Source organism: Ideonella sp. FW305-24 (genome assembly GCF_058788035.1).
The window spans coordinates 55784-82172 of the sequence record NZ_JBYTAI010000014.1 but is presented as its reverse complement, the minus strand read 5'-3'; the positions used below and the strand labels follow the sequence as shown (position 1 = coordinate 82172).

At 68.1% G+C, this 26389-nt stretch carries 22 protein-coding genes and 1 other RNA gene; 2 read left to right on the top strand and 21 right to left on the bottom strand.

Going from position 1 to position 26389, the window contains the following annotated elements:
- Positions 1-2: 2 nt before the first annotated feature.
- The 9 genes from mraY to AC3WR5_RS27290 form a co-directional block, all read right to left on the bottom strand.
- Entirely contained in the window at positions 3-1184 is a 1182-nt protein-coding gene (mraY, locus tag AC3WR5_RS27330) for a phospho-N-acetylmuramoyl-pentapeptide-transferase (protein WP_141290650.1), read from the bottom strand.
- Complete coding sequence (locus tag AC3WR5_RS27325) at positions 1175-2662, bottom strand: UDP-N-acetylmuramoyl-tripeptide--D-alanyl-D-alanine ligase (protein WP_492488740.1); 1488 nt, start codon at positions 2660-2662, stop codon at positions 1175-1177. Before AC3WR5_RS27325 ends, mraY begins: the two co-directional genes overlap by 10 nt.
- Before the next feature lie 2 nt (positions 2663-2664).
- Positions 2665-4212, bottom strand: coding sequence for a UDP-N-acetylmuramoyl-L-alanyl-D-glutamate--2,6-diaminopimelate ligase (locus tag AC3WR5_RS27320; RefSeq protein WP_231012592.1), 1548 nt, complete (start codon positions 4210-4212; stop codon positions 2665-2667).
- Between the two features lies 1 nt (position 4213).
- Positions 4214-5977, bottom strand: coding sequence for a peptidoglycan D,D-transpeptidase FtsI family protein (locus tag AC3WR5_RS27315; RefSeq protein WP_492488619.1), 1764 nt, complete (start codon positions 5975-5977; stop codon positions 4214-4216).
- A complete protein-coding gene (ftsL, locus tag AC3WR5_RS27310; RefSeq protein WP_492488617.1) occupies positions 5977-6264 on the bottom strand; it encodes a cell division protein FtsL in 288 nt (95 codons plus the stop codon). The genes AC3WR5_RS27315 and ftsL overlap by 1 nt, the downstream gene beginning before the upstream one ends.
- Positions 6261-7232, bottom strand: coding sequence for a 16S rRNA (cytosine(1402)-N(4))-methyltransferase RsmH (rsmH, locus tag AC3WR5_RS27305; protein ID WP_492488615.1), 972 nt, complete (start codon positions 7230-7232; stop codon positions 6261-6263). The genes ftsL and rsmH overlap by 4 nt, the downstream gene beginning before the upstream one ends.
- Before the next feature lie 127 nt (positions 7233-7359).
- Positions 7360-7788 (bottom strand): division/cell wall cluster transcriptional repressor MraZ, encoded by a 429-nt coding sequence (locus AC3WR5_RS27300; protein WP_141288902.1) that lies wholly within the window; start codon positions 7786-7788, stop codon positions 7360-7362.
- 450 nt (positions 7789-8238) lie between these two features.
- Positions 8239-9348, bottom strand: coding sequence for an Lcl C-terminal domain-containing protein (locus AC3WR5_RS27295; RefSeq protein ID WP_492488613.1), 1110 nt, complete (start codon positions 9346-9348; stop codon positions 8239-8241).
- Positions 9349-9362: 14 nt separating this feature from the next.
- Positions 9363-10973 carry a hypothetical protein gene (locus AC3WR5_RS27290; RefSeq protein ID WP_492488612.1) on the bottom strand — a complete coding sequence of 537 codons (1611 nt, stop codon included), beginning with the start codon at positions 10971-10973 and terminating at the stop codon, positions 9363-9365.
- Positions 10974-11169: 196 nt separating this feature from the next.
- Between AC3WR5_RS27290 and AC3WR5_RS27285 the strand changes: the two genes are divergently transcribed.
- Positions 11170-13452 carry a winged helix-turn-helix domain-containing protein gene (locus tag AC3WR5_RS27285; RefSeq protein ID WP_492488610.1) on the top strand — a complete coding sequence of 761 codons (2283 nt, stop codon included), beginning with the start codon at positions 11170-11172 and terminating at the stop codon, positions 13450-13452.
- Between the two features lie 215 nt (positions 13453-13667).
- Here the strand turns inward: AC3WR5_RS27285 and glk are convergent, their stop codons facing one another.
- From glk to rnpB, 10 genes are all read right to left on the bottom strand, one after another.
- Entirely contained in the window at positions 13668-14789 is a 1122-nt protein-coding gene (gene glk, locus AC3WR5_RS27280; RefSeq protein WP_231012556.1) for a glucokinase, read from the bottom strand.
- A gap of 186 nt (positions 14790-14975) precedes the next feature.
- A complete protein-coding gene (locus AC3WR5_RS27275) occupies positions 14976-17807 on the bottom strand; it encodes an ExeM/NucH family extracellular endonuclease (protein WP_492488608.1) in 2832 nt (943 codons plus the stop codon).
- A 173-nt stretch (positions 17808-17980) separates the two neighbouring features.
- Complete coding sequence (locus AC3WR5_RS27270; RefSeq protein WP_492488606.1) at positions 17981-18319, bottom strand: hypothetical protein; 339 nt, start codon at positions 18317-18319, stop codon at positions 17981-17983.
- Positions 18282-18575, bottom strand: a complete 294-nt coding sequence (locus AC3WR5_RS27265) for a type II toxin-antitoxin system RelE/ParE family toxin (protein ID WP_141289826.1) — start codon at positions 18573-18575, stop codon at positions 18282-18284. Before AC3WR5_RS27265 ends, AC3WR5_RS27270 begins: the two co-directional genes overlap by 38 nt.
- Positions 18572-18796: an addiction module protein gene (locus AC3WR5_RS27260; protein ID WP_492488604.1), complete on the bottom strand. Its 225-nt coding sequence runs from the start codon at positions 18794-18796 to the stop codon at positions 18572-18574. The genes AC3WR5_RS27265 and AC3WR5_RS27260 overlap by 4 nt, the downstream gene beginning before the upstream one ends.
- A 75-nt stretch (positions 18797-18871) precedes the next feature.
- Positions 18872-19513, bottom strand: a complete 642-nt coding sequence (locus AC3WR5_RS27255; RefSeq protein WP_492488602.1) for a hypothetical protein — start codon at positions 19511-19513, stop codon at positions 18872-18874.
- Positions 19510-20916 (bottom strand): selenium-binding protein SBP56-related protein, encoded by a 1407-nt coding sequence (locus AC3WR5_RS27250; protein WP_492488600.1) that lies wholly within the window; start codon positions 20914-20916, stop codon positions 19510-19512. Before AC3WR5_RS27250 ends, AC3WR5_RS27255 begins: the two co-directional genes overlap by 4 nt.
- Positions 20917-21081: 165 nt before the next feature.
- A complete protein-coding gene (locus tag AC3WR5_RS27245) occupies positions 21082-22290 on the bottom strand; it encodes a carbonic anhydrase (RefSeq protein WP_492488598.1) in 1209 nt (402 codons plus the stop codon).
- A gap of 124 nt (positions 22291-22414) precedes the next feature.
- Entirely contained in the window at positions 22415-23665 is a 1251-nt protein-coding gene (locus AC3WR5_RS27240) for a multidrug effflux MFS transporter (RefSeq protein ID WP_492488596.1), read from the bottom strand.
- A gap of 59 nt (positions 23666-23724) precedes the next feature.
- An RNA gene (gene rnpB, locus AC3WR5_RS27235) (RNase P RNA component class A) lies at positions 23725-24103 on the bottom strand.
- A 146-nt stretch (positions 24104-24249) separates the two neighbouring features.
- Here rnpB and cysK point away from each other — a divergent pair.
- Positions 24250-25176, top strand: coding sequence for a cysteine synthase A (cysK, locus tag AC3WR5_RS27230; RefSeq protein WP_492488594.1), 927 nt, complete (start codon positions 24250-24252; stop codon positions 25174-25176).
- Between the two features lie 24 nt (positions 25177-25200).
- On the opposite strand, the gene AC3WR5_RS27225 is transcribed toward cysK, so the two are convergent.
- Both AC3WR5_RS27225 and AC3WR5_RS27220 read right to left on the bottom strand, forming a co-directional pair.
- Positions 25201-25854: a peroxiredoxin gene (locus AC3WR5_RS27225; RefSeq protein ID WP_492488592.1), complete on the bottom strand. Its 654-nt coding sequence runs from the start codon at positions 25852-25854 to the stop codon at positions 25201-25203.
- Between the two features lie 121 nt (positions 25855-25975).
- Positions 25976-26341: a cupin domain-containing protein gene (locus AC3WR5_RS27220; RefSeq protein ID WP_492488590.1), complete on the bottom strand. Its 366-nt coding sequence runs from the start codon at positions 26339-26341 to the stop codon at positions 25976-25978.
- Positions 26342-26389: the final 48 nt, after the last annotated feature.

Sequence of the window (26389 nt, the reverse complement as noted above, 5' to 3'; positions counted from 1 at the left end):
GACTACCTGAGCTTCAGGCTGGCCAAGCCGATCAGGCACAGCAGCATCGTGATGATCCAGAAGCGGATCACCACCTGGGTCTCGTTCCAGCCGGACTTCTCGAAGTGGTGGTGCAGCGGTGCCATCTTCAGGATGCGCCGGCCTTCGCCGTACTTCTTCTTGGTGTACTTGAACCAGCCGACCTGCAGCATCACCGACAGCGCCTCGGCGACAAACACGCCACCCATCACGCCCAGCAGGATTTCCTGCCGCGTGATGACCGCAACCGTGCCCAGCGCGCCGCCAAGCGAGAGCGCGCCCACGTCGCCCATGAAGACCTGCGCCGGGTGCGCGTTGAACCACAGGAAGGCCAGGCCGGCACCGGCAATCGCGGCGCAGAAGATCATCAGCTCGCCGGCGCCGGGGATGTAGGGGAACAGCAGGTACTTGCTGTAGACCGCGCTGCCGACCACGTAGCTGAAGATGGCCAGCGCACCGGCCACCAGCACCACCGGCATGATGGCCAGGCCGTCCAGCCCGTCGGTCAGGTTCACCGCGTTGCTGGCGCCGACGATGACGAAGTAGGTCAGGCCGATGAAGCCGAAGACGCCCAGCGGGTAGCTGATGGTCTTGAAGAACGGCAGCATCAGGTCGGCCTTGGGCGGCAGGTCGTTCGAGAAGCCGCTCTGTACCCAGCGCAGGAACAGCTCCAGCACGCGCAGGTTGTTGGTCTCGGACACGCTGAACGCGAGGTACAGCGCGGCGACCAGGCCGATCAGCGACTGCCAGATGAACTTCTCGCGCGAGCGCATGCCTTCGGGGTTCTTGTCGACCACCTTGCGCCAGTCGTCGGTCCAGCCGATGGCGCCGAAGCCGAAGGTCACCAGCATCACGATCCAGACGAAGCGGTTGCTCCAGTCGCTCCACAGCACCGTGGCCAGGCCGATGCCGATCAGGATCAGCGCGCCGCCCATGGTCGGCGTGCCGCGCTTGGCCAAGTGGCTCTGCATGCCGTATTCGCGGATCGGCTGGCCGATCTTCAGCTCGGTCAGGCGGCGGATGACCCACGGGCCGAACACCAGGCCGATGACCAGCGCCGTCAACGCGGCCATCACTGCGCGGAAGGTCAGGTACTGGAACACGCGCAGGAAACCGAATTGCTCCGGGTACAGGCCCTGCAGCCACTGCGACAGGCTCAGCAGCATGCGGCCTCCCCTTTGTCTTGCGCGCCGGCCGCTTGCAGCGCGGCGACGACCTGTTCCATCTTCATGAAGCGCGAGCCTTTGACGACCACCGCGCGTGCCGCCGGCCGATCCGCCGCGGCCAGCAGTTCGGCCACGCTGGCAAAGTGCCGCGCCGACTGGCCATAGGCCCGCGCGGCGTGCAGGCACAACTCGCCAGTGCTCCAGAAGTGCTCGATGCCACGCTCTGCCGCCAGCGCGCCAACCTCGGCATGGAAGGACTGGCCCTCGTTGCCGACCTCGCCCATGTCACCCAGCACCAGCCAGCGCGGCGCCGGCAGCTCGGCCAGCACCTCGATGGCGGCGCGCACGGAATCGGGGTTGGCGTTGTAGCTGTCGTCGATCAGCGTCTGGCCATTGGCCAACAACTTGACCTGCGAGCGGCCCTTGACCGGCTCGAAGGCCTGCAGCCCGGCGACCACCGCGCCCAGCGGCACGCCGGCTGCCAGCGCGCAGGCCGTCGCGGCCAGCGCGTTCTTCACGTTGTGCCGGCCTGCCACGCGCAGCGCCAGGCCGGCCTCGCCGACGGGCGTGTGCATCTGCAGCACCCAGTGGTCACCCGCCCAGCGCGCGTTGCCGCTAACGTCGGCGCCGGTCTCGCAAGAAAACGCCGGGCCGTCCCAAGTTTTCTTGTCCCCCTCGGGGGGCGGGCTGGGCGCAGTCCGGCCCTGGGGGCACTCATTGCTGCCCAGTGCGAAGCGCAGCACGCGGCGCGTGCCGGCCAGCGCCTGCCAGGTGGCGCTGTGCGCGTCGTCTGCAGGGAAGACGGCCACGCCGTTGTCCGGCAGCGCGCTGATCACGCTGCCGTTTTCCTGCGCCACGGCGGCCACCGTCTGCATGAACTCCAGGTGCTCGCGCTGCGCGTTGTTGACCAGCGCCACCGTGGGCTGCGCGATGGCGGCCAGCTCGGCGATTTCGCCCGGGTGGTTCATGCCCAGCTCGATGACCGCGAGGCGGTGCGCCGCGGTCAGCCGCAGCACCGTCAGCGGCACGCCAATGTGGTTGTTCAGGTTGCCAGCGGTGGCCAGCGCGGCTTCGCCCTGCGCCGCGCGCAGGATGCAGGCGATCATCTGCGTGACCGTGGTCTTGCCGTTGCTGCCGGTGACCGCGATCACCGGCAGCGCCAGCTGCTCGCGCCAGCCGGTGGCCAGTTGCTGCAGCGCGCGCAACGGATCGACCACCTGCAGGCCGGGCAGGCCGGCTTCGGCCAGACCGTGCGACGCGATGGCAGCCACGGCGCCGGCCGCGGCGGCCTGCGGCAGGAAGTCGTGCGCATCGAAGCGCTCGCCCTTCAGCGCGACGAACAGGTCACCCGGGGCCAGCGTGCGGGTGTCGGTGTGCACGCGGCGCAGCGCCAGCCGCTCATCGCCGCCAGCCACGGCCGGGCCAACGCGCAAGGCGTCCGGCAACAAGCCGTGGGCCGTGGCGAGCGTGAGCGGCATCATCAGTTCGCGCTCCGCGATTGCAGTGCGGCGGTGGCCACCGCGGCGTCGGAGAACGGATGCTTGAAGCCGTTGATCTCCTGGTAGTCCTCGTGGCCCTTGCCGGCGATCAGCACCACGTCCTGCGGTGCGGCAGCGGCCAGGGTCTGGAAGATCGCGGCGCGGCGGTCCGGTTCGGTCTGCACCGGCGCCAGGCTGCGCGCCTCGACCGTGCCTTCGATGATCTGGCCGATGATGGCTTCGGGCGATTCGCCGCGCGGGTTGTCGCTGGTAACGACCACGCGGTCGGCCAGGCGCTGGGCGATCTCGCCCATCAGCGGGCGCTTGGTCGCATCCCGGTCACCCCCGCAACCGAACACGCACCACAGCTGGCCGCCACGCGCCTGCGCCAGTGGGCGAAGCGCCGAGATGGCCTTGTCCAGTGCGTCCGGCGTGTGGGCGTAGTCCACCACCACCTCGGGTGATGCCACGGCGCCCGCTGGCAGCGGCACGCGCTGCATGCGGCCCGGCACCGGCGTGACCTGGGCCGCGGCGGCGGCGGCATCGGCCAGCGGCACGCCCAGGGCGCGCAGGCCACCGATCACGCCCAGCAGGTTCAACACGTTGTAGTCGCCGATCAACCGGGTCTGCACCGGCACGCGCGCGGAAGATTCGACCAGCGTGAAGCTCAGGCCCTGGCCGGTGTAGCCCACGTCCTGGGCCTGCAGCCGGGCCTCGTCGCGGGCCGAGATGGTCCACAGCGCCGGGCCTTTGCCGGCCAGGTCGGCTACCAGCAGCCCACCTTGCGGATCGTCCACGTTGATCACCGCGGCCTTCAGGTGCGGCCAGGCGAAGACCAGGCGCTTGGCGGCCCAGTAGGCCTCCATGCTGCCGTGGTAGTCCAGGTGGTCACGCGTGAAGTTGGTGAACAGCGCGACTTCCAGCCGCGTGCCGGCCAGTCGCTGCTCGACCACGCCGATGGACGAAGCCTCGATTGCGCAGGCGGCAAAGCCCTCGTCGGCCATGCGGCGAAAACCCGCCTGCAGCACCACCGGGTCCGGCGTGGTCAGGCCGGTGAATTCGATGCTGCCGGCATCCGCTGCGTTGTCCGCACCGGCCACATGCGCGCGTGGCCGCGGCGGTTCGCCCACGCCCAGCGTGCCGACCACGCCGCAGCGCTGGCCCAGCAGACTGAGCGCCTGCGCGGTCCACCAGGCGCTGGAGGTCTTGCCGTTGGTGCCGGTGACGGCCACCACCTTCAGCGCCTGGCTGGGGTGGCGGTAGAACGCATCGGCGATCAGGCCCGTCGCCGCCTTCAAGCCCGGCAGCGTGGCCACGCGGGCGTCCTGAAAGCCAAAGGCCCCAATGCCTTCGTGCTCGACCAGGCAGGTGGAAGCGCCTGCCGCCAGCGCGGCCTCGACGAACTGCCGCCCATCGCTGCGCTGGCCGGGCCAGGCAATGAAGGCATCGCCGGGCTGCACCAGGCGGCTGTCGGTGCGCAGCGCACCGGTGACCCAGGAGGTCAGCCAGCGGGCGGCGGCATCGGCACTTCTCAGATGGGTCAACGGCATGTCAGTGGGACGTCGTCTTGTTGGGTTCGGTGCCGCCGATCTGGGCGACCACCTGCGGCTTGACTTCCAGGTCCGGCGGCACGCCCAGCGTGCGCAAGGTCTGCTCGACCACGCCCTTGAACACCGGCGCGGCGACCAGGCCACCGAAATAGATCGGCTTGGGCTCGTCCAGCATCACGGCCACGACCACGCGCGGTTTGTCGATCGGCGAAATGCCGGTGAACCAGGCGCGGTAGTTGCCACTCTTGTAGCGGCCGTTTTCCATTTTTTCCGCGGTGCCGGTCTTGCCGCCAGCCGAATAGCCCAGCGGCTGCGCCAGCGGCGCGGTGCCACCGGGCTGCACGGTGCCGCGCAACATCTGGCGCATGGTGCGCACCGTCTCGGGCTGGAAGATCTGCACCGAAGCGGTGGCCTCTTCGCCCTTGACCAGCGTCAGCGGCGCGAGCTCGCCGTCGCGGGCAATCGCGGTGTAGGCGCGGGCAATCTGCAGCAGCGAGGCCGACAGGCCATAGCCGTAGCTCATCGTCGCCTTCTCGACCGGCTTCCAGCTGCGCCAGGGCCGCAGCTTGCCGGTAGCGGCGCCGGGGAAGCCGATCTGCGGCTTACTGCCGAAGCCGAGCGCCTGGTACATCTCGCCCATGTCGCGCGCCTCGATCTTCTGCGAGATGCGCACCGTGCCCACGTTGCTGGACTTCTGGATCACCTGCGAGACGGTCAGCGCCGGGTGCGGGTGCGGGTCGTCGTTGACACGCAGCGGGCCGACCATGAACGGGCTGGTGTCGATCATCATGTCGGGCTTGACCAGGCCCAGCTCCAGCGCCTTCGAGACGACAAACGGCTTCATCGTCGAGCCGGGCTCGAACACATCGGTCACCGCGCGGTTGCGCAGCTGGGCGCCAGTGCGGTTGTGGCGCTCCTCGGGCAGGTAGCTGGGGTAGTTGGCCAGCGCCAGGATCTCGCCGGTCTGCGCGTCCAGCACCACCACGCTGCCGGCCTTGGCATGGTGCTGCTGCACGGCATCGCGGATGCGCTGGTAGGCCAGGGCCTGGACCTTGGAGTCGATGGTCAGCTGCACGTCGCTGCCGTCACGCGGGTCCACCGGCTCCCCCAGGTCCTCGACGATGCGACCCAGCCTGTCCTTGACCACGCTGCGCGAACCGCCATGGCCCTGCAGCTGCTTCTGGAAGGTCAGCTCGATGCCTTCCTGGCCTTCGTCCTGGATGTCGGTGAAGCCGACCACGTGCGCAGCCGATTCGTTTTCCGGATACCGGCGCAGGTAGCCCGGCTCCAGCGTGATGCCCTTGATGCCGAGCTTGCGGATCTCTTGCGCCACGCCACCGTCGATCTGCCGGCGCAGCACCGCATAAGCGCTGTCCTCGGCCAGCTTGGTCTCCAGCTCCTGCGGCTTCATGCCCAGCAGCGACACCAGCTGGCGCTTCTGGTCGGCATTGGCCTTGAACTGCTGCGGGTTGATCGAGATCGTGGGTGCGTTGACGCTGATGGCCAGGATCTGACCATTGCGGTCCAGGATGCGGCCGCGGCTGGCCGACAGGCTCAGCGTGGAGGCAAAACGCTCCTCGCCCTTCTTCTGGAAAAACTCGGCTTCCAGCACCTGCACGTACAGCGCGCGGGCGATCAGCACCAGGAAGGCGCCGCCCACCAGCAGCACCAGGAAACGGCTGCGCCACGGCGGCGTCTTCGAGGCCAGCAGCGGGCTGGTCGAGTAGTTCACCCCACGAACCGAGTTCGTCGCCTTTTTCGCCATCACCGAGCCCCCCCGGAGGCCGCACGCGTCTCGGCGACATACAACGTCGCGTCCGGCGTGGGCAAGCGCATCTGCAGCTTCTCGCGCGCGTCGCGTTCGACACGCAGGTGCGTGCCTTCGCTGCGGCGCTCGGCGTCCAGCCGAGTGGCCTCGGCGGCCAACTGGTGCTCGTCGGCCTTGGCGCGTTCGATGTCGGCAAACAGCTTGCGCGCTTCGTAGCTGACCTTGACCAGGTACAGCCCGCTGCCCATCAGCGCCAGCAAAAGAACGAGGCTCAACCGCGTCACAGCCCGCTCTCCTCTGCCGACAGCCGGCGTGCCACGCGCAGCACGGCCGAGCGCGAGCGCGGGTTCTCGCGCACTTCGCCTTCGGACGGCTTGATGCGGCCCAGCGGCTGCAGGCGCAGCGCGCGGCTGGGCGGCGCAAACGGCGCGCGGCGGTCCACCTCCACCCGGCTCTCGTGCTGGATGAAAGTCTTGACGATGCGGTCTTCCAGCGAATGGAAGCTGATCACTGCCAGCCGCCCGTCCGTCTTCAGCAGGCTCAGCGCAGCCCGCAAGCCTTGCTCAAGCTCTTCAAGCTCGGCGTTGACGAAAATCCGAAGAGCCTGAAAGGTGCGTGTGGCGGGGTTCTGGCCGGCTTCGCGGGTCTTGACCGCACCAGCCACGAGCTCGGACAGCTCGGCAGTGGTTCGCGGTGGTTTTCCGCCCTCGCGGCGAGCCACAAGCGCCTTTGCAATCGAGACAGCAAACCGTTCTTCGCCATAGTCGCGGATCACCTGTGCAATCTGGCGCTCGTCGGCACGCGCCAGGAAGTCCGCCGCGCTTTCGCCGCGCGTGGTGTCCATGCGCATGTCCAGCGGGCCGTCGAAGCGGAAGCTGAAGCCGCGGGCGGGGTTGTCGATCTGCGGCGAGCTGACGCCCAGGTCCATCAGCACGCCATCGGCTCCGGCCGGTGCACGCTGGGCCAGCACCTCGGCCATGCTGGCGAAGCTGGCGTGATGAATCTCGAAACGCGGGTCGGTGATGGCGTTGTCGCCGGTGGTGGCCGCGGCCACCGCTTCCGGGTCCTTGTCGAACGCGATCAGCCGGCCGGCCGGGCCCAGGCGGGCCAGCAAGGCACGCGAATGGCCGCCGCGGCCGAAGGTGCCGTCGACATAGGTGCCGGCGGCCGGATCGGGCGCGTCTTCATGCGGCTGCAGCAGCAGCGCATCGACTGCTTCCTGAAGCAGCACGGTGGTATGGGCAAGAGTCATGTCAGCCCCTCGACCGACGAATACGTCGGGCGATGCCCCAAGGGGATTCGGGCCGGCTTGGGAGCGGCCCGGCGCTCGGCCCGCTCAGCTTGGTTTGAAGAACATCTTTCATGGCGGCGATCAGATCTCACATCACCATGTGCCGCATGCTCTCGGGCATGGGCTGAGCAAGGGTCGCTTCTTCCAGCGCGGTGTAGCGCTCGCGGTCCCAGATTTCCATCCGGCTGCCCATGCCGACCAGCGTCAGCTCCTTGTCCAGCCCGGCCCACTTGCGCAGCTCGGGCGAGAGCTGCACGCGCGAGCCGCCATCGATGTCGACATCGATCGCGCTGCCGATGTAGATCCGGCGCCAGGCCTCGACGTCCATCGGCAGGCCCAGCAGCTTGGTGCGGAAATCGATCCAGGCCGGGCGCGGGAACAGCAGCAGGCAGCGCGTGGGGTGCTTGGTGACCGTCATCTGGCCCCCGCAGAGCGCATTGAGCGTGTCGCGGAAACGGGCAGGCACGGTCACCCGCCCTTTGCCGTCCAGCGTCAGCTCAGACTCGCCCTGAAGCACCAATTCGGACACATCACCCCACAAAAATGCATTTCACCCCACTTTAACCCACCACTCGGGGACGGGTCAACGAAACCCAAGGGGAAAAATCAATGAAATCAGGTACTTAGGGGTGTATGTGAAGAAGCCTGAAATAAAAGGCTCTTCAAAAACAAGTGCTTGCGAGTGGCAGTGAAAGTGAATACTCAGCTCTCTCTCGCAAGTGGACCTGCGGGGAGCGGCTGGTGCGCGCCGGGAGAAACGTGAACCATGCCCGCAAGCTGTTCCGTTTTGTTGCATGCGGCCAGGGGCCGGGAGCTCCGGCAAACGCAGCCGGGAACGCGTGCAGCGCGCCGTTACTTTAGCTCACGCGTGGCGCTTGCCGCCACCAGCGACAAGGCCCCGACGCACGCGGTGCGCCGGGGCGAAAGGCCCGCCCGCGGCGGACCGTGCAGCCATGAACCCGCCGGCTTACTTGTTGCGCACCAGGCGCAGCCGGGAGCCTTCGGTGGTCAACTGCGAGGTGGCCGAGCCGTCGTAGCCATAGACCGTCCAGGCATAGGCGCCAAACGGGCCGGACGCGGTGTACGGCGTGGCCGTCCAGAACAGCTCGCTGGGCGTGCGCGGGAAGGTCGCCGTGTCGACCGACGGCTGGACGCGGTCGTCGGAAGAAATGCTGGCCAGTTCCTTCACATTGGGCACGCGCCAGGCCTTGCCACTGCTTTTTGCGGTGTCGGTGCCGGTCTGCAGTGCGGTCGACCAGTCCATCGCCGCGGCCTGGCCGGTGCAGGTCTTGCCGCTCCAGCTCTGGCCCACCGAGCAGCGCTGCCAGGTCAGGCCGGTCAACGCGTCCAGCACCTCGGCGCCACCGTCCAGCACCTGGAAGCGCGGCGACGGGGCGGGCGCAGTGCCGCTGACCAGGCGGACCTGGCCAAAGGCATAGCCCTTGTCCAGCGTGGCGCTGTAGCCGTCCATGAAGTTCACGTACCAGCTGCGTGCCGTGTTGCCGACCTGCTCGTTCGAGGTCCAGACGCTGTAGGCGGTGCTGTTCGGGAACCAGTCGGCATCGACCGTGGGGCCGGGGTAGACGGTGCTGTAGTCGACGATGCTGATCAGCTCGTTGCGCGTGGGCAGGCGCCAGTCGTGCCGGCTGCACAGGCCTTCGGCATTGGCCTGGGCGACCAGCGCACTGCTGTCGGTGGCGCTGCCGTCGCCAAGGTTGGTGAACTGCTTTGTGGCGTCGTGCACGCTGCCATCGGCGGTCTTCATTTCCCACATCAGGCCGGTCACGCGGTCGTGCACGCAGGCCCAGTCGGCGGCCGTGGCGGGCAGCTTGCCGCCTTGCGCGTCCAACTTCTGGAACGAAAAGCCGAGCCGCCCGTCGGTGGGGTCAGGATGGGTCACGTCACGGCCGACCAGCGCGTCCTGGTGGTTGCTGCAGGTGCTGCCGCCAGCGGCGTCCAGGCACATCGACGCGCCGGTATCGTTCAGGCGGCCGGTGGGCTGGGCGGCGGAGGCTGCGCCGGTGAACAACACAGTGGTGGCAAGGGCCGTGGCGGAAAGAGCGAAAGAAGCGTTCATGCAGGTTCTGGGTCTCAGTGGATGATCACGTCGGGACGTGGGACGACGGTCAGCGTGCGGCCTTCGGCGCCGGCGCTGACGGTGTAGTTGCCAATGTGGGTGTACGAGATGGCCTGGGCCGCGTCGTTGGGGTCACCAATGAACAGGCGCATCCAGCCGGTAGAGCCCGGCGCCAGGTCCGACAGGTCCAGCTTGCTGGCCAGGTCGTAGGTCTGGCCGGCGGGTACCGTCACCAGGATCTTCTGGCCATGGGCCTTGCCGTTCTGGCCGATGTCGTAGATGGGCGTGCCCGACTGCGACTTGCTCTGCACCCCATAGGTGTAGAGCCACACCGCGGCGCTGATGTCCTGGCTGGTGGTGTTGCGCAGCGTGTAGCGCATGGGGCAGTTGTCGGCGGGTGCTGCGGTGCAGCGCTCCACCGCGTCCAGGTCAATCGCCAGGCGCGGCAGCGTGACCTTCAGCAGCTTGGTGCCCTCCGCACCCGGCAGGTCGAACACCGGCTGCACCGACTGCCCGTAGTGGGCACCGGCAATCACATGCAGCTGGTAGCGGCCAGCCGGCGCGTTGGTCATGTGCACCGTGAACTTGCCGGTCTCGTCCAGCGTTGCCGGGTCGCTCTGCAGCCAGCGGCAGTAGGTGTCGTCGGGCATCTCGCAGCGCATCAGCTCGACCTGCGGCTTGTCTTCCACCGGCAGTGCGGCACCGGTGTCGGCACCGATCACCTGGCCGTAGATCGTCAGCTTGCCGCTGGCCGCAGCCTGCACCTGGGCCTTGCCTTCCCAGCCCTTGCGCACCAGGCGAGCCTGCTTCATGGCCGCCATCGCCTGCGCTTTGGCGCGTGAATCGGTCTCGATGCGCAGGCCATTGCCGCCGCCACCAGTGGCCGTGAACAGCACGGTCGGCAGCATCTCGGTGATCAGCGTCTCCTGGGGCTTGCCTTTGGGCGAAACGAACAGCGACAACGAGCTGTAGGCACCGCTGGGCATGCCGGTGCCGACGTAGATGCGCTGGCTCAGTGCCTTGCTCTTGCCGGCGCCCAGCGTGACCACCATGGGCTTGGCACTGTCGTTGCCCCATTCGTACTCGGACCAGCCGGCTGGAATCGCGCTGCTGGCGTCCACCATGGCCCAGACCTGCAACTGCAGTTGCTCGCTTGCCTGGCTGGTCAACCGGTAATGCACCGTGCAGTAACCGCCCGCTTCCAGCGTTTCGCAGCCCTGGATGTCGGACACCGTCACAGGCACCATCGCCAGGGCGAGGTTCACGCTGTGGTCCTCGGTGCCGGTGATGGTGAAGGGCTTGCTGCGCTTCTGCTCATGGCCATCGGACCAGCCGGTGACCTGGTAGCTGCCGGGCGCCAGCGTGCTGCCGTCGAAGCGGAAGGCGCCCGAAGCGTCCGGGTTGACCGCAGCGATCCAGCCGCTGCAAAGCTTGTCGCCGGTGTTCAGGCAGCTCAGCAGCTGCACAAAGGGTAGGCCTTCGGGGAAGGGCTGGCCGGTGACGGCGTCGGTCAACACGCCCAGCACGTCGGCACGTGCGGCGGGCACGAGCAGCGCCGAAGCGAGGGCGGTAGCCGTCAACGCAAGGCGGGAGGCCGGGCGCCAAAAACGCGAGTTCAACAACATGGGCAGGACTCCGATGAAAAGCGGGGATGAGATCTGCCGGCGATTACACAGAGTGCCGCGCCGCCCCACAATGGAATGGCTGCCGAGCTTTTCTCGGTTTTTTCTCGATGTTTAATTGATCCTTTCAAATCAATGACTTGCGTGACGCCAACAGCCTGCGGCCGCGCCGCCTTGCCTTTGCTCCACAGGCCCTGACGTGCAACTCGACTCCCGCCCAGCAGTGCCGGGCGCAGCCGATCCGGCCGCCGCGTTGCCCCACCGCCGCTGGCGCGTCGGCCGTTTCCTTTTCGATGCCACGACGCGTCGCCTGGTGGACAGCGAAAGCTCAGGCCAGGGCGCCGGCGAACAACTGTCGGTCAAGACCGCGGCCGTGCTGCAGCGACTGGCCGAGGCTGGCGGCGACGTGGTGCTGCGCGAGCGGCTGATCACCGAAGTCTGGGACGGCAACACCTACACCGGCTCGCGCGCGTTGACGCATGCCGTCTGGCAGTTGCGCCGGGCACTGGACGATGCGCCGGCTGACCAGGGCGCGCCCGCCGACGAAGCCGCCAGCGCGATCCAGACGATTTCCAAGACCGGCTACCAGCTGCGGCTGCCGGCCGTGGCGGAACCTGCGCCCGCCGCTGCATCCCTGCCGATCAGCGAGGCACCCGCGATGCCCGAGGCGCAGGCCGCGCCGGTCACCTCGGCCAACAAGGCCCCGTTCGGTCGCCTCGCGGCCATGGCTGGCGCGCTGGTGCTGGTCCTCGTGTTGGCCATCGCCGCAGGCGCCGCCTGGTGGCTGCAGCCGGGCAAGGAAAAAGCAACGGCCGGCGTGGACAGCACGCCGCCGCAGCCGATGACGCTGCTGGACGGGGTGGAGAACTACCCCGCCATCAGCCCGGACGGCCAGCGCCTGGCCTTTGTCTGGTCGCGCGGCGAGGGCGACGTGCGGCTGCGCATCGTCGAGCGCAACCGGCCGGAGGCGCCGGTGATCGAGCTGCGCGAGCCGGCCGAGATGCACCTGGCCAGCCCCATGTGGCTGGGCCCGGACCGGCTGGCCTACGCCAGGGCCCGCGAAGGCGAGGACTGCGAGATCGTCGCGCTGACGCTGCCTGAAGGCCAACCCGAGAAGCTGGCCAGCTGCTTCTACCAGTTCCGCATCGGCTTCGTGGATGCGTCGCCCGACGGCCGCTGGCTGGCGCTGGCGCGGCCGCTGAAGGCAAGCGGCCAGGACGACACCGGCGGCGGTGCGATCTTCCTGCACGAGATCGCCACCGGCCAGGAGCGCCAGCTGACCCACCCCAGCGGCGGCGAGACCGACGTGCAACCCGCCTTCTCGCGCAGCGGCAAGCAGCTCGCCTTCATGCGCGGCAGCATCACCGTGGGCGACGTCTTCCTGGCCGACGTGACGGATGCGACCCAGGGCGAAGCCACCCGCCTGACCCATGACGACGCGCCGCTGGGCGGCATGGCCTGGCTGGCCGACGACCGCGGCATCGCCTTCAACTCCGCCCGCGACGGCACCCAGGCGACCTGGCGCATCTCGCCCCAGGGCGGCGAGCCCACGCTGTTCTCGCGCGCCCAGACCGCCATCCACCTGGCCACGCTGCCGGGCGAGCCCAACGCGGTGGCCGCCTCGGTCTACAAGTTCGCCGACAGCATCGAGCTGCTGGACGGCCACGACGGCCACCTGCGCGAAATCCTGGCCGCCAGCAGCCGCAACCTCTACGCCCAGGCCTGTCCCAGTGCCGGCCAGGTGCTGTTTCTTTCGTTCCGCAGCGGGCGCATCGGCCTGTGGACCGTGGACCGTCCCGGCCAGGCGCCGCGCGAGCTGCCGCTGCCGCCAGGCACACCCGAGCCCGCCGGCTGCGCGGCAGACGAGCCGCGCTGGGCCACCACGCTGCGCCCCCCCGGCTCGGCCACCGACCTGCTGCTGCTGGGCCGGCTCAATCGCGACGAACCGCCGCAGGCCATCCCGCTGGACGGCAACTACGGCAACGTCACCTGGGCGCTGGACAAGCGCAGCCTGCTGCTGGCCGGCGACCGCGGCGGCCGCCGCGAGCTCTGGCGCTTCGACCTTGCCAGCCACCAGTTCCTGCGCCTGACCGACGACCACGGCCAGTTCGGCCAGGAAGTGCAAGCGCCCGACGGCCGCTGGCTCTACTACACCCGGCAGAACGAAGCCGGCCTGTGGCGCCGCCCGCTGGACACGCAAGGCGGCAGCGGCGCCGCACAGCGCGTGCACGCCGGCCTCAGCCCTGAGGATTGGGGCAACTGGCAGTGGCATGACGGCGCGCTGTGGCTGGTGCTGCGCGGCAAGAAGCAGGACCGCGTCGTGCGCCTGGACGCCGACGGCCAGCACGAGACGCTGGCCTTCACACTGCCCGCCGGCTGGCTGCGCCGCTTCCGCTCGTTTTCGCTGGCGCCGAACGGCACGCTGGTGGCCAGTGTCAGCGGGCCCTTGCAGGCCGATGTGGTGAGGCTGGCGGGGCCTTGATTGCGGTTTCCATGTTTTTGACCGCTGCACTGCCACCGACGGTGCCTCAAATAAATGGGGTCAGCAAATAAATGGGGTCAGAGTCGATTTATCCAGGCAATAACGCGGTCTTGCCGCGACCACTGCGAGGATAAATCGACTCTGACCCCATTTATTTGTGCGAAACCTCGGCGCGTCGCCACGCAACAGCCGAGCTTGGCCATTGCTTGCCGATCTCAGCGCCCGTGTTGTTCCACCGCCAGCGCCGCGCCAGTCAGCGCGGCCAGCGTGTCGATGATCAGCGCGGTCGGGATCTGCGACAGGTAGCCCTGGAAACGGCCCTTGGCCTCGAAGCGTTCGCGGAAACGCGAGCGGAAGAAGTAGTCGCCCAGGCGGGGCGCGATGCCGCCGCCGATGTACACGCCGTTGCGGGCGCCCACCGTCAGCGCCAGGTTGGCGGCCACGCCGCCGAGCATCGCGCAGAACACGTCCAGCACGCGTTCGCAGGCCACGTCGCCCCCGGCGTCCGGCGGCAGCAGGCCTTGTTCAACGATCTGCTCGGCGGCCAGGCCACGGTCGGCCACGCCCAGCACGCCGGCCACCGCGCGGTACAGCACCGGCAGGCCGATGCCCGACAGGAAGCGTTCGGCGGAGACGTGCGGGAATTCCTTGCGCGCCCATTGCAGCAGCGCGGCCTCGAAGTCGTCTGCCGCCGGCAGCGTGACGTGGCCGCCCTCGCCCGGCAGCGCGATCCAGCCATGGCGGCTGTCGATCACCGCACCCACGCCCAAGCCGGTGCCAGGGCCGACGACGGCCAGCGTGCCGCCCTCGCCCGGGGCCGACGCCGCAAAAGGCGCCAGCGGGCCGATGGGCTGCAACTGCGCCGCCTGCAGGCGCGGCAGCGAGAGCGCCAGCGCCTCGAAGTCGTTGAGCATCAGCAGCACCTCCAGGCCCAGCGTGGCCTCGACCTCGCGGCGCGAGAAGTTCCAGTGGCTGTTGGTCAGCACGATGCGATCGTCGCGCGTGGGCGTTGCGACGGCAAACGCAGCGCGGTGCGGCTTCGGCGCCTTGCCGCCACTGTCGGCGCCCAGCGCGTCCAGGTAGGCGCGCGCCGCCTCGGCTGGACCGGCATGCTCGGCCACCGGCAGCTTGCGGACCTGCCGCGCCTGCTGGCCGGGGCCGTGCACCAGGCCGAAGCGGGCGTTGGTGCCGCCAATGTCGGCCACCAGGTGCGGATAGCCGGCCACGGCCGTCGCTGGCGCGTGCTCTTCCTCGCGCACCATGCCCTCGGCCACGCCGGCCACCAGGCCGTGCATCAGCGTCTCCAGCACGCCGCTCTTGTGTTCTTCCTGCGCCATTTGCCTTGTTCCTTCCGGCCCGCCGTTGCCGGGCACCGCTGGCGCAATTCTCGCCCGGCGCGGCTGGCGATCCGCACTGTCCGCAGGGGAAAGCCCCAAGAAGATGACCCCATGTAACCGGTGGGTCGCATGGGGTCATCGGGGCGGGGTGGCGGATTGCCACCGCCGCCCGGGCTCAGCCGGGTCTTAGTGCACCGACTTGCGGCTGCGCTTTTTCTGCAGCGTGGGGCCACTCAGCACGAGGTCGCGCGAGGGCACGATGTCGGCTGCCGACACGCCCTGCAGCAACACCATGGTCTGGTAGCCGGTGCGGCTGGTCGCGGTCTTCAGCTGGACCTTGGCACCGCGCTGGCCGTCGGCCACGCGGATCGTGCCGTCGGCGATCGGGTCGCTGCCGGTGTAGCCGATGCTGGCCAGCAGGCCGTGCAGGTCGACGCGGTCTTCGCCCGGCACGAAGTCGGTCACCAGGTCCATCGCGTCGGCCACGGCGTTGATGACGACCAGGTCCTTGCCAGCGCCGGTGGTGATCTTGTCGATCTTTCCGCCGCCGATGATCACGTCGTCACCCGCGGTGCCGATGATCTCCTCGCGGCTGTCAGTGCCCTGGATGGTGGTCAGCAGCGACAGGCCCATCACCATCGGGTCATGGTCGGACGAGCGGTACTCGGTGGCGCTGTAGTAGTCCGGGCCGCAGGTCGGGCAGGCCGGCTGCTTGAACTCGGTGTTGTAGTCGATGATGGCCGGCTCGTCGGCGTTGATGTGGAAGTCGGTCGCGTCCGTCACCTTCGCCGCCAGCGACGGGCTGACAAGGCCGTGGTCCAGCCGGCCCGAGACGCCGTTGAACACGTACGAATAACCGAAGCTGTTGAAGCGCGCGATCTGGTCCTGGAAGCCGCCGTTCACCAGCGTAGCCACCGGGTCTTCCTGGGCGTAGGCATTGAAGTCGCCCAGCAGCACCGCGTCGGTCGTGCCGGCGCCCGCGCTCAGGCTGTTGACCCAGGTGATCAGGCGCTGGGCCTGCTGCACACGCTGGGCGTTCCAGCAGCCCTGGCCGTCGCCGCTGTCGAAGTTGCCTTCGTAGTTGGCGTCGCCCACCGCCGGGCAGCTGCTCTTGGACTTCAGGTGGTTGACCGCCAACGTGAATCGCTGGCCGTTGGCAGCGACCAGGGTCTGCGCCAGCGTCGGGCGGTTGTTGACAGGATCGGTGTCCGACAAGGCCAGGCCGGCCGGTGCCAGACGGGCCGGCTTGTAGATCATCGCGACCTTGATCGCGTCGGTGCCGGTGCCGGCGGCCGGGTCCGGCACGATGGCGTAGGTGCCGGCGCCGACCTTGGCGTTCAGCGCGTCGACCAGGTTCTGCACTGCCGTCGAGCCATTGTTCTGCATCTCCATCAGGCCCAGCGCGTCGGCGTCGATCGCGGCGATGGCTTCGACGATCTTGGCGCGCTGGCGCTCGAACTCGGCGACGTTGTTGGCACCGCGGCAGTTCGAGGCCGATGTGCTGTCACCCAGCGTGCAGCCCTGGCCGCTCTGGCCGTCGGCGGTGGTGCCGTCGGTGAAGGTGGTGAAGAAGTTCAGCACGTTGAAGCTGGCCACGCGCAGGTTGCCGCCGGTGGTGGCGGGCACCGTGGGGCGGACGTTGGCGCGGGTGATGGCCACCGCGCCGACCGGCTGGATCTTGTAGTCGCCGTAGTCGGTGTTGCTGGAGGTGGCCAGGCCGTAGTCGATGACGCCGGTCAGCGTGGCGATGGTGTCGCCGGCGCGCACCGTGTTGTCAGCGCCGATGTAGGGCGTGGGGTTCGGGTTCTGCACGGACGTGCCGTCGTCCAGCAGGATGCGGGCGCGGTTGTTGGCGTCGTTCAGCGCCTGCGCGTCTGCGCCCGGACGGAAGCGGTTAGTCGGCTGTTCCTGTCGGCCGTTCACCGCGAGCGACAGCTGGCCATAGCGGCCGAGGAAGTAGTTCTGCTGCACGGTCAACGGGCCGTTGATCGTGACCAGCATGCCCTCGTAACGCTCCAGCTCGCCGTCCACGCTCTCGGGCAGCGTGACGACCGTCGGCGTGACGACATTGCCGCTGGACAGCACGGTGATGCCGCTGATGCCGGTCAGCTCGGTCACGGTGTGGGCCAGCGTGTCGGCATTGCTCGCAGCGCCCACATTGAACTCGGCGACGGTGCCTTGCAGCTGCACCAGCTGGCCAACGACCACGGTGGGCGCGCTGCCGGTGTAGACCAGGATGCCGTCGGACGTGGCGGCATTGCCGTCGCCGTTCAGGTCCTGCATGTAGAAGCTGTTGTTGGTGACCAGCGTGACGACGCCGCTGGTCTGCACCTTCTCGCCGACAAACGGGCTGGCACTGCCGCTGCCCTGGATCTCGGGAATCGTGCGCTGCGTCGGACCGCTGACGGTGCAGGTGCCGACCGGACTGGCGGTGTTGCGCGGCGCGGGCGTGCCGGCGGCGAAGTCGGCGCTGTTCTGGTCGGTGTCGGTGCAGCCGGCGGCCGCGCGCTGCACGGCGGTGGTGTTGGTGGTGGCGGGCGCTGCGGCGCTGCCTTCGAAGTAATTGGCGCTGCCGTAGCCGACCAGGTCGACGATGCTGGCCGAGCTCGGCTTGTCGCCGGTCAGCGCCGTCGTGCTGCTGACCAGCGCAACCTTGCCGCCGGTGCCGCTCAGCGCCAGCGTGCCGGTAGCGTCAGGCGTGGGCAGGTTCTGCGTGCCGCCGGTGCCGGCGCTTTCCTGCACCAGGTAGTACTGGCCGGGCTGCAGCGTGATGTTGCTGAGCGCCGTGGTCTGCCAGGTGCTGGTGCCGGTGGTGGAGTTGTACTGCACCGACCAGCCGTTCAGCGAGACCGCTGCCGAGCCGGCGTTGTACAGCTCGATGAAGTCGTTCTTCAGCGTGGCACCGCTGTTGCCACCGCCGCCATAGGCCTGGCTGATGACGACGCCGCTGGTGGACGCAAAGCTGGCCGAAGCCGAGGCCGCGAGCAGGGCCGCGGCGAGGATGGGATTGAGTTTCATGACGGGGACGGTCTCCACTTGGTCTGGGTAGCCGGCGAGCTTGGCGAGTGTCGATGACGCTCCCGTGTCGAAGTCCTGACGATGCGGTAACAGCGCGTGTTCTAGGGGTCTGGCCTTGACCGTCGGCCGAAGAAACCTGCGCGTTGATTCGTCGAGTTCCTGCTGGTCGACGATCACATCGGGATGCGAGTCCGCAGTTCACCGCCTGGCGAGGCCAGCAGCGGATTTGGCATGCTCAAGAGCCGGCGCGCTGCCGTGCCAACGGACTTCGATCTCGCCACTTTGGCGAAGCGCGTGGTCAAACGATGACCGGCCTTAGCACCAACGTCCTGGCCCGCCACGACAACAACGATGAAGCGGGTGCCAAGACGCGACGTCGCCCCATTCGACGACCGCAAGTTTGCCCGGCGGCCAAGAAACTCGGCCTGGCGCCAGCCGTGATGGCGCTGTCCTAGAAGGGCCTGCGTTTCCTGATCATCGCCGCTTGCGCCAGTATCCTGGTCGCCGACCATGATGTGCGACAGCGCTGATGCGGACGGCTCCACCTTCGACTCGATAAAGCATCGAGAACGGATACCGTCCGATTGGAAACAGGTAGCGGCCCTTTGAAGTTGCTGTCCCGACACCTGGAAACTCAGCGATCAGGCAAGCTTTCGCTTCGAAGGTGGCGAGGAAGTTCTCCGCGGCGAAGGCTCCGAACTGTCGCCTGCAGAAGGAGGCCGCGTCTGACAACTCGGCTTCAGCTTCCGGCGTGAGTACATAGGTCACTTCAGCGAAGCACGGATACGCGCTACCGCATCAGGTCCGCTGACCCACTGCGCTTGGCCATCAGCGATGCGCGCTTCCCGTCGGTCAGCCTCCTCGGACCAAGCTTCCTCCCATTCCGGGTCGTGTCCAAGACTGGCCAGAAGTCGGTCTACAAGCCTCGACCTGTCCGCCTGCGGCAGGCTTAACGCCTCAGCCTCGAGCACTTCAATCGGGATGGTCATCGCACACCTCGTTCTGTTCACAGAACGATAAGCATGCCACAAGCTCCAGGGAGATTGGCCTGAGAAAGGACGTCCTTACCAGGCCAGCGCCGCACTCAGCCCACCCGTCAACACCAAGCTCGCGCCCCACACCGCGTCCAGGTTGAACCAGCCCTGCTTCAGGAAACGCAGCCCCAGGTGGCGGTAGACCAGCCAGGCGATGGCCAGGCCGGTCAGCATCATCGCCAGCGTGTGCACCAGCGCGACTGCGAGCGCCGTGCCTGCGCTGGCCTGCAGCGTGGCCATGCTGCCGCCCGCGGCGCCGCACAGGCCCAGGCTGATCGGCAGCAGCATCAGCCCGGCGCCATGCGCATTGGCCACCAGGAAGGACCACCAGGCCAGCCGCGACGGTGGCACGCGCGCCAGGAAGCGCGGGTGCCGGCGCAGGATCAGCAGGCCCAGGCCGAACAGCGCCAGCAGCAGGCCAGCGGCAATGCGCAGCGGTCGGCTCCATTCGACGTACCAGCTGAGCAGCGCAAACGGCAGCAGCGCCAGCGCCATCGCCGCCAGGTGGCCGGCACCCAGCGGCAGCAGCGTGGCGAAGACGGCGTGGCCGCGGCGCTCGGCCAGGCCGTTGGCGACCGCCAGCGGCCAGCCCATGGCCGGGTTCAGTCCGTGGTACGCGCCCAGGCCCAGCACGGCGGCCCACAGGCCGGCCGTGGCAAGGTCAACGCTCATGCGGACGGGTAGCAGAACGAGTCGGTCGAGCAGTCGCCGCCTTCGAGGCGGATCTGGTGCGAGGCGTACTCGGCACCGAACTCGACTTCGAACTTCGGGTCCAGCGTCAGCCCGCCGTTCGGGCCGACGTGCGCCATCAGCTGCAGGCCGGGCACGCCCTCGGGGTAAAACTGCTTGTCCCAGCTGCTGTAGAGCGAGTTGCTGAAGTAGACGCGTTTGCCGTCGCGGCTGATCTCGGTCATTTGCGGGCCGCCGCCAAAGGGCTTGCCGCTGGCGCGCGGTGTGTGTTTGGCCACGCCCCCGGCGCGCACGCTGCCGGTGAGTTGGGGGTGCAGCGGGTCGCTCACGTCGTACTGGCGCAGCTCGCCTGTGCCCCAGCAGGCGACGTAGAGGAAACGGTCGTCCAGCGAGAGGTCGATGTCGCTGATCAGCGGCGGCGCGGCGCCAAAGCCTTGCAGCAGCGGTGGCAACTGGTCGGCCGGTGCCGGCTCGGGCGGGATGACGGCGGTCTTGGCGATCTTGAACTGGCCGTTTTCGCGGTACCAGGTCCAGATCGAGCCTTCGAGGTTGGTGGTGTCCACCACCACGCCGAGGAAGCCATATTCCTTGGTCGGATCGTGCGCCGGGCGCAGCTCCAGCGCCATCTGGTGGTTGGCGCCGAGGTCCAGCGTCTGCACATGGCGGCGTTCGCGCAGGTTCCAGAAATGGATGGCGTGGCCGTACTTGTTGGCCAGCAGGCCTTCTGCGTCCAGGCCGTTCTCGAACTGCGGCGGCAGGCCCCATTCGCTGCTGACCATGTAGTCGCGCGGCAGGTTCCACCAGAAGTCGTAGTGCAGCTTCTGCGGGCCGCGCTCGATCTCCCAGCGGCCGATGACATCAAAGGTCTGGCAGTCCATCAGGAAGATGCCGGGCGGGCCGTCGGTGCCGTCTTTCCCGCCACCGCCAAGCGTGCTCACGTAGATGCCTTCAGGCCCGCAATGCACCGTGTGCGGCCGCGAGTAGCCGGTCTTCTTGAACACCTCCTCGGGCTCGATGACCTTGTGGATGGTTGGCCGCTTCGGGTCGGGCTGGGTGTCGATCACGTAGATGCGCGACGAGCGGATGCCGGGAATGATCAGGTAGCGGCGGCGCAGGAAGCTGTGGCCGGACATCGGCGAAAGCGCCGAGCTGCAGGCGTTCCAGCCGAAGTGGTGGAACTCGTCGCCGCGGTACGGCATGTCCAGCCGGTACAGCAGCTTGCCATAGGCTTCGGAGGCCGGGTCCACGTCGACGACGGCCAGTGCGTCGGGGCGAGAGCCGTCGGGCGACAGCAAGGCGGTGTAGGCCAGGCGCTCGGGCGGCGCCTCCATGGCGAGTTTGGCGGACGGATGGAAGGTCGGGTCCGGGCGCAATGATTCCAGCATGAGGTCTCCCCTTGATATGCGGTGAATGTGCTGAACGCCGCCTTACGTTCAAACTACACGCAATATCAGGCGCGAACAGACAGGCAGCATCGCTCAGCTGGCGACGCTGTCAATCCCGCGCCCAAGGCCATGCCAGCCTTGTGGGACAGGCAAGCCCTGAAGGGCTCAGCTGGACTCCTTGATCATGCGCCCGCCGCTCGGCTGGATCGGCCGCGCATTCATCGGGTACATGCGCGAGAAGATGTTCAGCTGCTCGGGCGACAACTGCATCGGCTGCTTCATCACCAGCCACAACACGCCTTCGCTGCAAGGCGGCGTGGTCAGCGAGCCCATGTAGGTGTAGAAGCGCTGGTCCTTCGGGAGCAGCTGGCTCACGTCGAGGCTGCCGGGCGCTGGCGTGTCCTCGTTCTTCTCCAGCGGCAAGGCGTTCCAAACCGCCTGCACCACCGGCTGCGCGCTGCCGCGCTCCAGCAGCACCGCGACGACGGCGAGCTTGCCTTCCGGGTCCTTGTGCACCAGGTGCACCACCATGTCGAAGGGCTTGCCGTTGATGCGTTCCTCCGACGGCCGGTGGAAGTGGAACTGCAGCAGGTCGTAGCGGCGGTTATTGACGGTGATGCCGCTGCCGGCCGGCAGGTTGACCTGCACCGTGTGGCCGTTGTCGATCACGCTGAAGCCGCTGGGCTTGTAGTCGAACTGGATGGCAGGCATCTGCACCTGGATGCCATCGCGGATGTCGATCGGGCTCTGGCGCTGGCCAGTGCCGCAGGCGGCGAATTCGGGCTTCAGGCTGGCCCAGGTGTCCGGGCCGCCCGCGCCGTTGTAGGCCCAGTGCGCCGGGCCGGCGGGATGCAGTGCCACCGCGTGCGGGTCCAGCGCACCGTCTGCGCCCGCACGGGCCGGCTTGGCCTTGGCGGCCGGCCTGGGCACCTGAGGCGCTTCGGGGTTCTTGCCGGCAACCTGCAGGTCGTTGGGCGACTTGCTGCCAGGCGCGCGCACGGCACCCAGGCGCTGGGCCAGCTTTTCGCGCAGGCGGTCCATGGCTTCGGGGGGTGCGTCTGCTGGCTCGGCCTTCTCGGCCTTCTCACCCTTTTGCGCTGTCGCGGCCGGCCTGGCCTCGGTCCTGGTTTCGGCCTTGGGCTCTGCCTTGGCTTCCTTCGGCGCGGGCGCCGAGGCAGGCTCGTTGGCGCGCGCGTCCGGCGCCACCATGGCCAGTGCAGCCAGCGCACCGATGGCCAGCAGGCTGACCGGGAACAGGCCCGTCACCCCCATGCGCGCGGCCAGCCGCTGCAACGCATGGCGGCAGTTGCCCGCGGTGCGGGAAATGGGACTCAGGAAGGCCAGCGGGTGGCGCGGGAAGATCGGGCGGTACATGCGAAGCTCCAGGCAAGGACCGGGCAGGTCCTTCGCTGGATATCGACTGCCGCCTCCGCCGCTTGAAGCGAACTTGGGCCGGTTTTCCGGCGCTGATCCGGGTTTCAGCGCGCCGCCAGCAACCTCACTTCAGATCCAGCGCCGCGCGCTTCAGGTCGGCATGCGTGGGCAGCGTGAGCCGCGGCCGGACCCAGATCCAGGCGACCACACCGACTGCCGTCATCAGCGACGAGGCTACCGCCAGCAGCACCGTCGAATGCATCACCAACGGCGCGATGGCACCGGCCACCAGCGCATTGGCCACGCTGCCGATGCAGGCCTGCAGCGACGAGGCCATGCCACGCCGGGTCGGTGCTTCGTCCAGCACCAGCAGCGTGACCACTGGCACCATCAGCGCCCAGCCCAGCGAGAACAGGCCAATCAATGGCAGGTGCCAGATCGGCGACGGCGGCAGCGTGAGGTTCAGCGCCAGGTTGAGCAGCGAGACGACGATCATCACGATGAAGCCCCAGCGGATCTGGCGCTGCGGCGTGATGCGGCCGGCCAGCCGGCCCGAGAACCAGGCGCCGCCCATGATCCCGCCAATCGTCATCAGGAAGAACCAGAAGAACTGCGTGGGCCCGAGCCTCATGTGCTCGCCCAGGAACACCGGCGCCGACAGCACGTACAGGAACATGCCGTTGAACGGCACGCCGGACGCAAACGCCAGTGCCATGAAGCGCGCGCTGGAGACCATGTCCCAGTAGCCGCGCATCAGGTGGCGGGCATTGAAGGGCTGGCGCTGGCCGGGGTACAGCGTCTCGGGCAGCAAGCGCCACATCACGCCCAGCAGCAGCGCGCCGACCAGGACCAGGAACCAGAAGATGGCGTGCCAGCCGATGTGCACGAACAGGAAGCCGCCGAACAACGGCGCAATGGCCGGCGCCACGCCGAAGTAGATCGTGACCTGCGACATCACGCGCTGGGCCTCGGCCGGCGGGAACATGTCGCGGATGATGGCTCGCGAGACCACCATGCCCGAGCCGGCCGACATGCCCTGCAGCGCGCGGAACAGCACCAGCGCGCCGATGGACTGGCTCATCGCGCAGCCGATCGAAGCCAGTGTGAAGACCATCAGTCCGACCAGCACCACCGGTTTGCGGCCGAAGCTGTCGGCCAGCGCGCCGTGGAACAGGTTCATCAGCGCGAAGCCCAGCAGGTAGGCCGACAGCGTTTGCTGCATCTCCACCGGCGTGGCGCCCAGCGACTGCGCAATGCCGGTGAAGGCCGGCAGGTAGGTGTCGATGGAAAACGGGCCCAGCATGCCCAGGCAGGCCAGCAGCGCGGCCAGCAGCCAGCGCGGGCCGCGCCAGATCGTCGAAGCGTCGGGATTCATCGCGAGCGGCCCGCGGGCCGGGTGCCGCCCGCGGGTCGCGCGGACGGGGGTTGAATAAAGTGTGAAGCCAACCGATAGGCCGGATTCTGTGCGCCCGGTGCCTCTTGCGAAGTCCCGGACGTGACCGCCATTCCTCTGGGCCTGGATGTTGCCACCCTGGCTCGATGCCACCTACCCGCCAGCTCAGCGAGCCGCTTCATCGCTGGCCTATTTGGTGTTGCTGCGCGTAAAGATTGCCGCGTTTCACCCAACAGCGTCGGAGCGCGGCATGCCGTCTCCCAAGAAGGCTTTGGACCTCCCGCCGTTGACTCGTCTCTGTGGCTCTGATTCGCACCTCGCGGTGGACGGGCGTTACCCGCTACGCTGCTCTGTGCAGTCCGGACCTTCCTCCAGTGCGGCCTTTCGGCAACTAGCACCAGCGGCGGTCTGGTCGGCTTCACGGCGCGGATTCTCCCATGGTTCGCGAAAGCCCCCTGGCGACATGCACCGCGGTTGCAAGCTCATGCGCGACACGGAACCGATCGCTGCGGCATCATCCCGGTCGCCCAGACGCTGGGCCATGCCACAACAAGGAAACCTCTTCGATGAAAGCCGCCAACGTCCTCGCCACCATCGGCAACACGCCGCACATCCGCATCAACCGCCTGTTCGGCGACCAGCATGAGGTCTGGGTCAAGTCCGAGCGGTCCAACCCCGGCGGCTCGATCAAGGACCGCATCGCGCTGGCGATGATCGAGGCGGCCGAGGCCAGCGGCGCGCTGAAGGCCGGCGGCACCATCATCGAACCCACCTCGGGCAACACCGGCGTGGGCCTGGCGATGGTCGCGGCCGTGAAGGGCTACAAGCTGGTGCTGGTGATGCCAGACAGCATGAGCGTGGAACGCCGCCGGCTGATGCTGGCCTATGGCGCCAGCTTCGTGCTGACGCCGCGTGCGCAAGGCATGAAAGGCGCGATCGCCAAGGCCGAGGAACTGCGCGACGCGACACCCGGCGCGTGGATCCCGCAGCAGTTCGAGAACCCGGCCAACATCGAGGTGCATGTGCGCACCACCGCCGAAGAAATCGCCGCCGACTTCCCCGAGGGCCTGGACGCCATCATCACCGGCGTGGGCACCGGCGGCCACCTTTCGGGCACTGCCAAGGTGCTGAAGGCGCGCTGGCCGAAGCTGAAGGTGTTTGCGGTCGAGCCCAGCGCCTCGCCGGTCATCAGCGGCGGCCAGCCGGCACCGCACCCAATCCAGGGCATTGGCGCCGGCTTCGTGCCGAAGAACCTGCTGACTGAATTGCTGGACGGCGTGATCCAGGTCGATGCCGAGGCGGCCAAGGACTACGCCCGCCGCAGCGCCAGCCAGGAAGGCCTGCTGGTGGGCATTTCCAGTGGCGCGACGCTGGCCGCCATCGCCCAGAAGCTACCCGAGCTGCCGGCCGGCAGCCGCATCCTGGGCTTCAATTACGACACCGGCGAGCGCTACCTGTCGATCGAAGGCTTCCTGCCGAGCGAGGAGGCCTGACAGCCCGCGCCTGCCGGCTGTCGTTCACTGCGGCTGCGGCGTGGTGCGCAGGTAGGGCTTGATGGTCTTGAAGCCGGGGAAGGCCTTCTCGGCGTCTTCATTCGAGACGGCCGGCGTGATGATCACGTCGTCGCCGTGCTTCCAGTTCACCGGCGTGGCGACCTTGTGCTTGGCGGTGAGCTGCATCGAGTCCAGCACGCGAAGGATCTCGTCGAAGTTGCGGCCAGTGGTCATCGGGTAGGTCAGCATCAGCTTGATCTTCTTGTCCGGGCCGATGATGAAGACCGAGCGCACCGTGGCGTTGTTGGCCGCGGTGCGGCCGTCGGCGCCCACCTCGTCGGCCGGCAGCATGTTGTAGAGCTTGGCCACCGCCAGGTCGCTGTCGCCGATCATCGGGTACTTGACCGCAGCGCCCTGGGTCTCCTCGATGTCCTTGGCCCATTCGCCGTGGCGGTCCACCGTGTCGGCGCTCAGGCCGATCAGTTTGGCATTGCGCTCGGTGAACTCTGGCTCGATCTTGGCCATGTAGCCCAGCTCGGTGGTGCAGACCGGCGTGAAGTCCTTGGGGTGCGAGAACAGGATGGCCCAGCTGTCGCCGATCCACTGGTGGAAATCGATGACGCCCTGGGTGGTCTGGGCAGTGAAATTCGGGGCAGTGTCGTTGATGCGCAGGGACATGGTGTCTCCTTCAGGTTGAACAATCTCGGGCCGGCGGGCTGCAAGCGTAATCGCCTGCGGTGCGTTTTTCCAGCCAAGTATTTTTCGCCATGCGGCCAGCGCGCCAAGCGCCGCGATCAGCTCATTTTTCGACGATCACGAAGTGCTTGCGCAAGGCTTCCAGCACCTCGAAGGAGCCGCGGAAATTTGGCGGGATCATGAGCGCCTGCCCGGGGCCGACTTCGGTGAAGCCGGCGCCTTCTTCATGCACCCGAGCACGGCCGTGCAGCACGTGGAAATACTCGTGCTCGTGCGGGCCGAACTCGATCCGCCAGCGACCGGGTTCGCAGTCCCAGATGCCGGCCGACACACCTTCGGCCGCGCTTTCATACAGCGTCCAGGTGCTGCGCTGCGGTGCGCCCACTTCGCGCCGGGATTCGCGCGGCTGGTCGATCACCGGTGGCTGCTCAGCAAGCGAAAAAGGGATGACGGTGGGCATGGCGGGCATGACAAGGCGCAGAGGTTCACGGGGCTGCAGATGGTAGCGTCAGCTTAC

Excerpts from the sequence above, each read along its gene's own strand:
- mraY (WP_141290650.1), bottom strand. The coding sequence starts at position 1,184 with ATGCTGCTGAGCCTGTCGCAGTGGCTGCAGGGCCTGTACCCGGAGCAA.
- AC3WR5_RS27325 (WP_492488740.1), bottom strand. The coding sequence starts at position 2,662 with ATGCCGCTCACGCTCGCCACGGCCCACGGCTTGTTGCCGGACGCCTTG.
- AC3WR5_RS27320 (WP_231012592.1), bottom strand. The coding sequence starts at position 4,212 with ATGCCGTTGACCCATCTGAGAAGTGCCGATGCCGCCGCCCGCTGGCTG.
- AC3WR5_RS27315 (WP_492488619.1), bottom strand. The coding sequence starts at position 5,977 with ATGGCGAAAAAGGCGACGAACTCGGTTCGTGGGGTGAACTACTCGACC.
- rsmH (WP_492488615.1), bottom strand. The coding sequence starts at position 7,232 with ATGACTCTTGCCCATACCACCGTGCTGCTTCAGGAAGCAGTCGATGCG.
- AC3WR5_RS27295 (WP_492488613.1), bottom strand. The coding sequence starts at position 9,348 with ATGAACGCTTCTTTCGCTCTTTCCGCCACGGCCCTTGCCACCACTGTG.
- AC3WR5_RS27290 (WP_492488612.1), bottom strand. The coding sequence starts at position 10,973 with ATGTTGTTGAACTCGCGTTTTTGGCGCCCGGCCTCCCGCCTTGCGTTG.
- glk (WP_231012556.1), bottom strand. The coding sequence starts at position 14,789 with ATGGCGCAGGAAGAACACAAGAGCGGCGTGCTGGAGACGCTGATGCAC.
- AC3WR5_RS27275 (WP_492488608.1), bottom strand. The coding sequence starts at position 17,807 with ATGAAACTCAATCCCATCCTCGCCGCGGCCCTGCTCGCGGCCTCGGCT.
- AC3WR5_RS27270 (WP_492488606.1), bottom strand. The coding sequence starts at position 18,319 with ATGGTCGGCGACCAGGATACTGGCGCAAGCGGCGATGATCAGGAAACG.
- AC3WR5_RS27260 (WP_492488604.1), bottom strand. The coding sequence starts at position 18,796 with ATGACCATCCCGATTGAAGTGCTCGAGGCTGAGGCGTTAAGCCTGCCG.
- AC3WR5_RS27255 (WP_492488602.1), bottom strand. The coding sequence starts at position 19,513 with ATGAGCGTTGACCTTGCCACGGCCGGCCTGTGGGCCGCCGTGCTGGGC.
- AC3WR5_RS27250 (WP_492488600.1), bottom strand. The coding sequence starts at position 20,916 with ATGCTGGAATCATTGCGCCCGGACCCGACCTTCCATCCGTCCGCCAAA.
- AC3WR5_RS27245 (WP_492488598.1), bottom strand. The coding sequence starts at position 22,290 with ATGTACCGCCCGATCTTCCCGCGCCACCCGCTGGCCTTCCTGAGTCCC.
- AC3WR5_RS27240 (WP_492488596.1), bottom strand. The coding sequence starts at position 23,665 with ATGAATCCCGACGCTTCGACGATCTGGCGCGGCCCGCGCTGGCTGCTG.
- cysK (WP_492488594.1), top strand. The coding sequence starts at position 24,250 with ATGAAAGCCGCCAACGTCCTCGCCACCATCGGCAACACGCCGCACATC.
- AC3WR5_RS27225 (WP_492488592.1), bottom strand. The coding sequence starts at position 25,854 with ATGTCCCTGCGCATCAACGACACTGCCCCGAATTTCACTGCCCAGACC.
- AC3WR5_RS27220 (WP_492488590.1), bottom strand. The coding sequence starts at position 26,341 with ATGCCCGCCATGCCCACCGTCATCCCTTTTTCGCTTGCTGAGCAGCCA.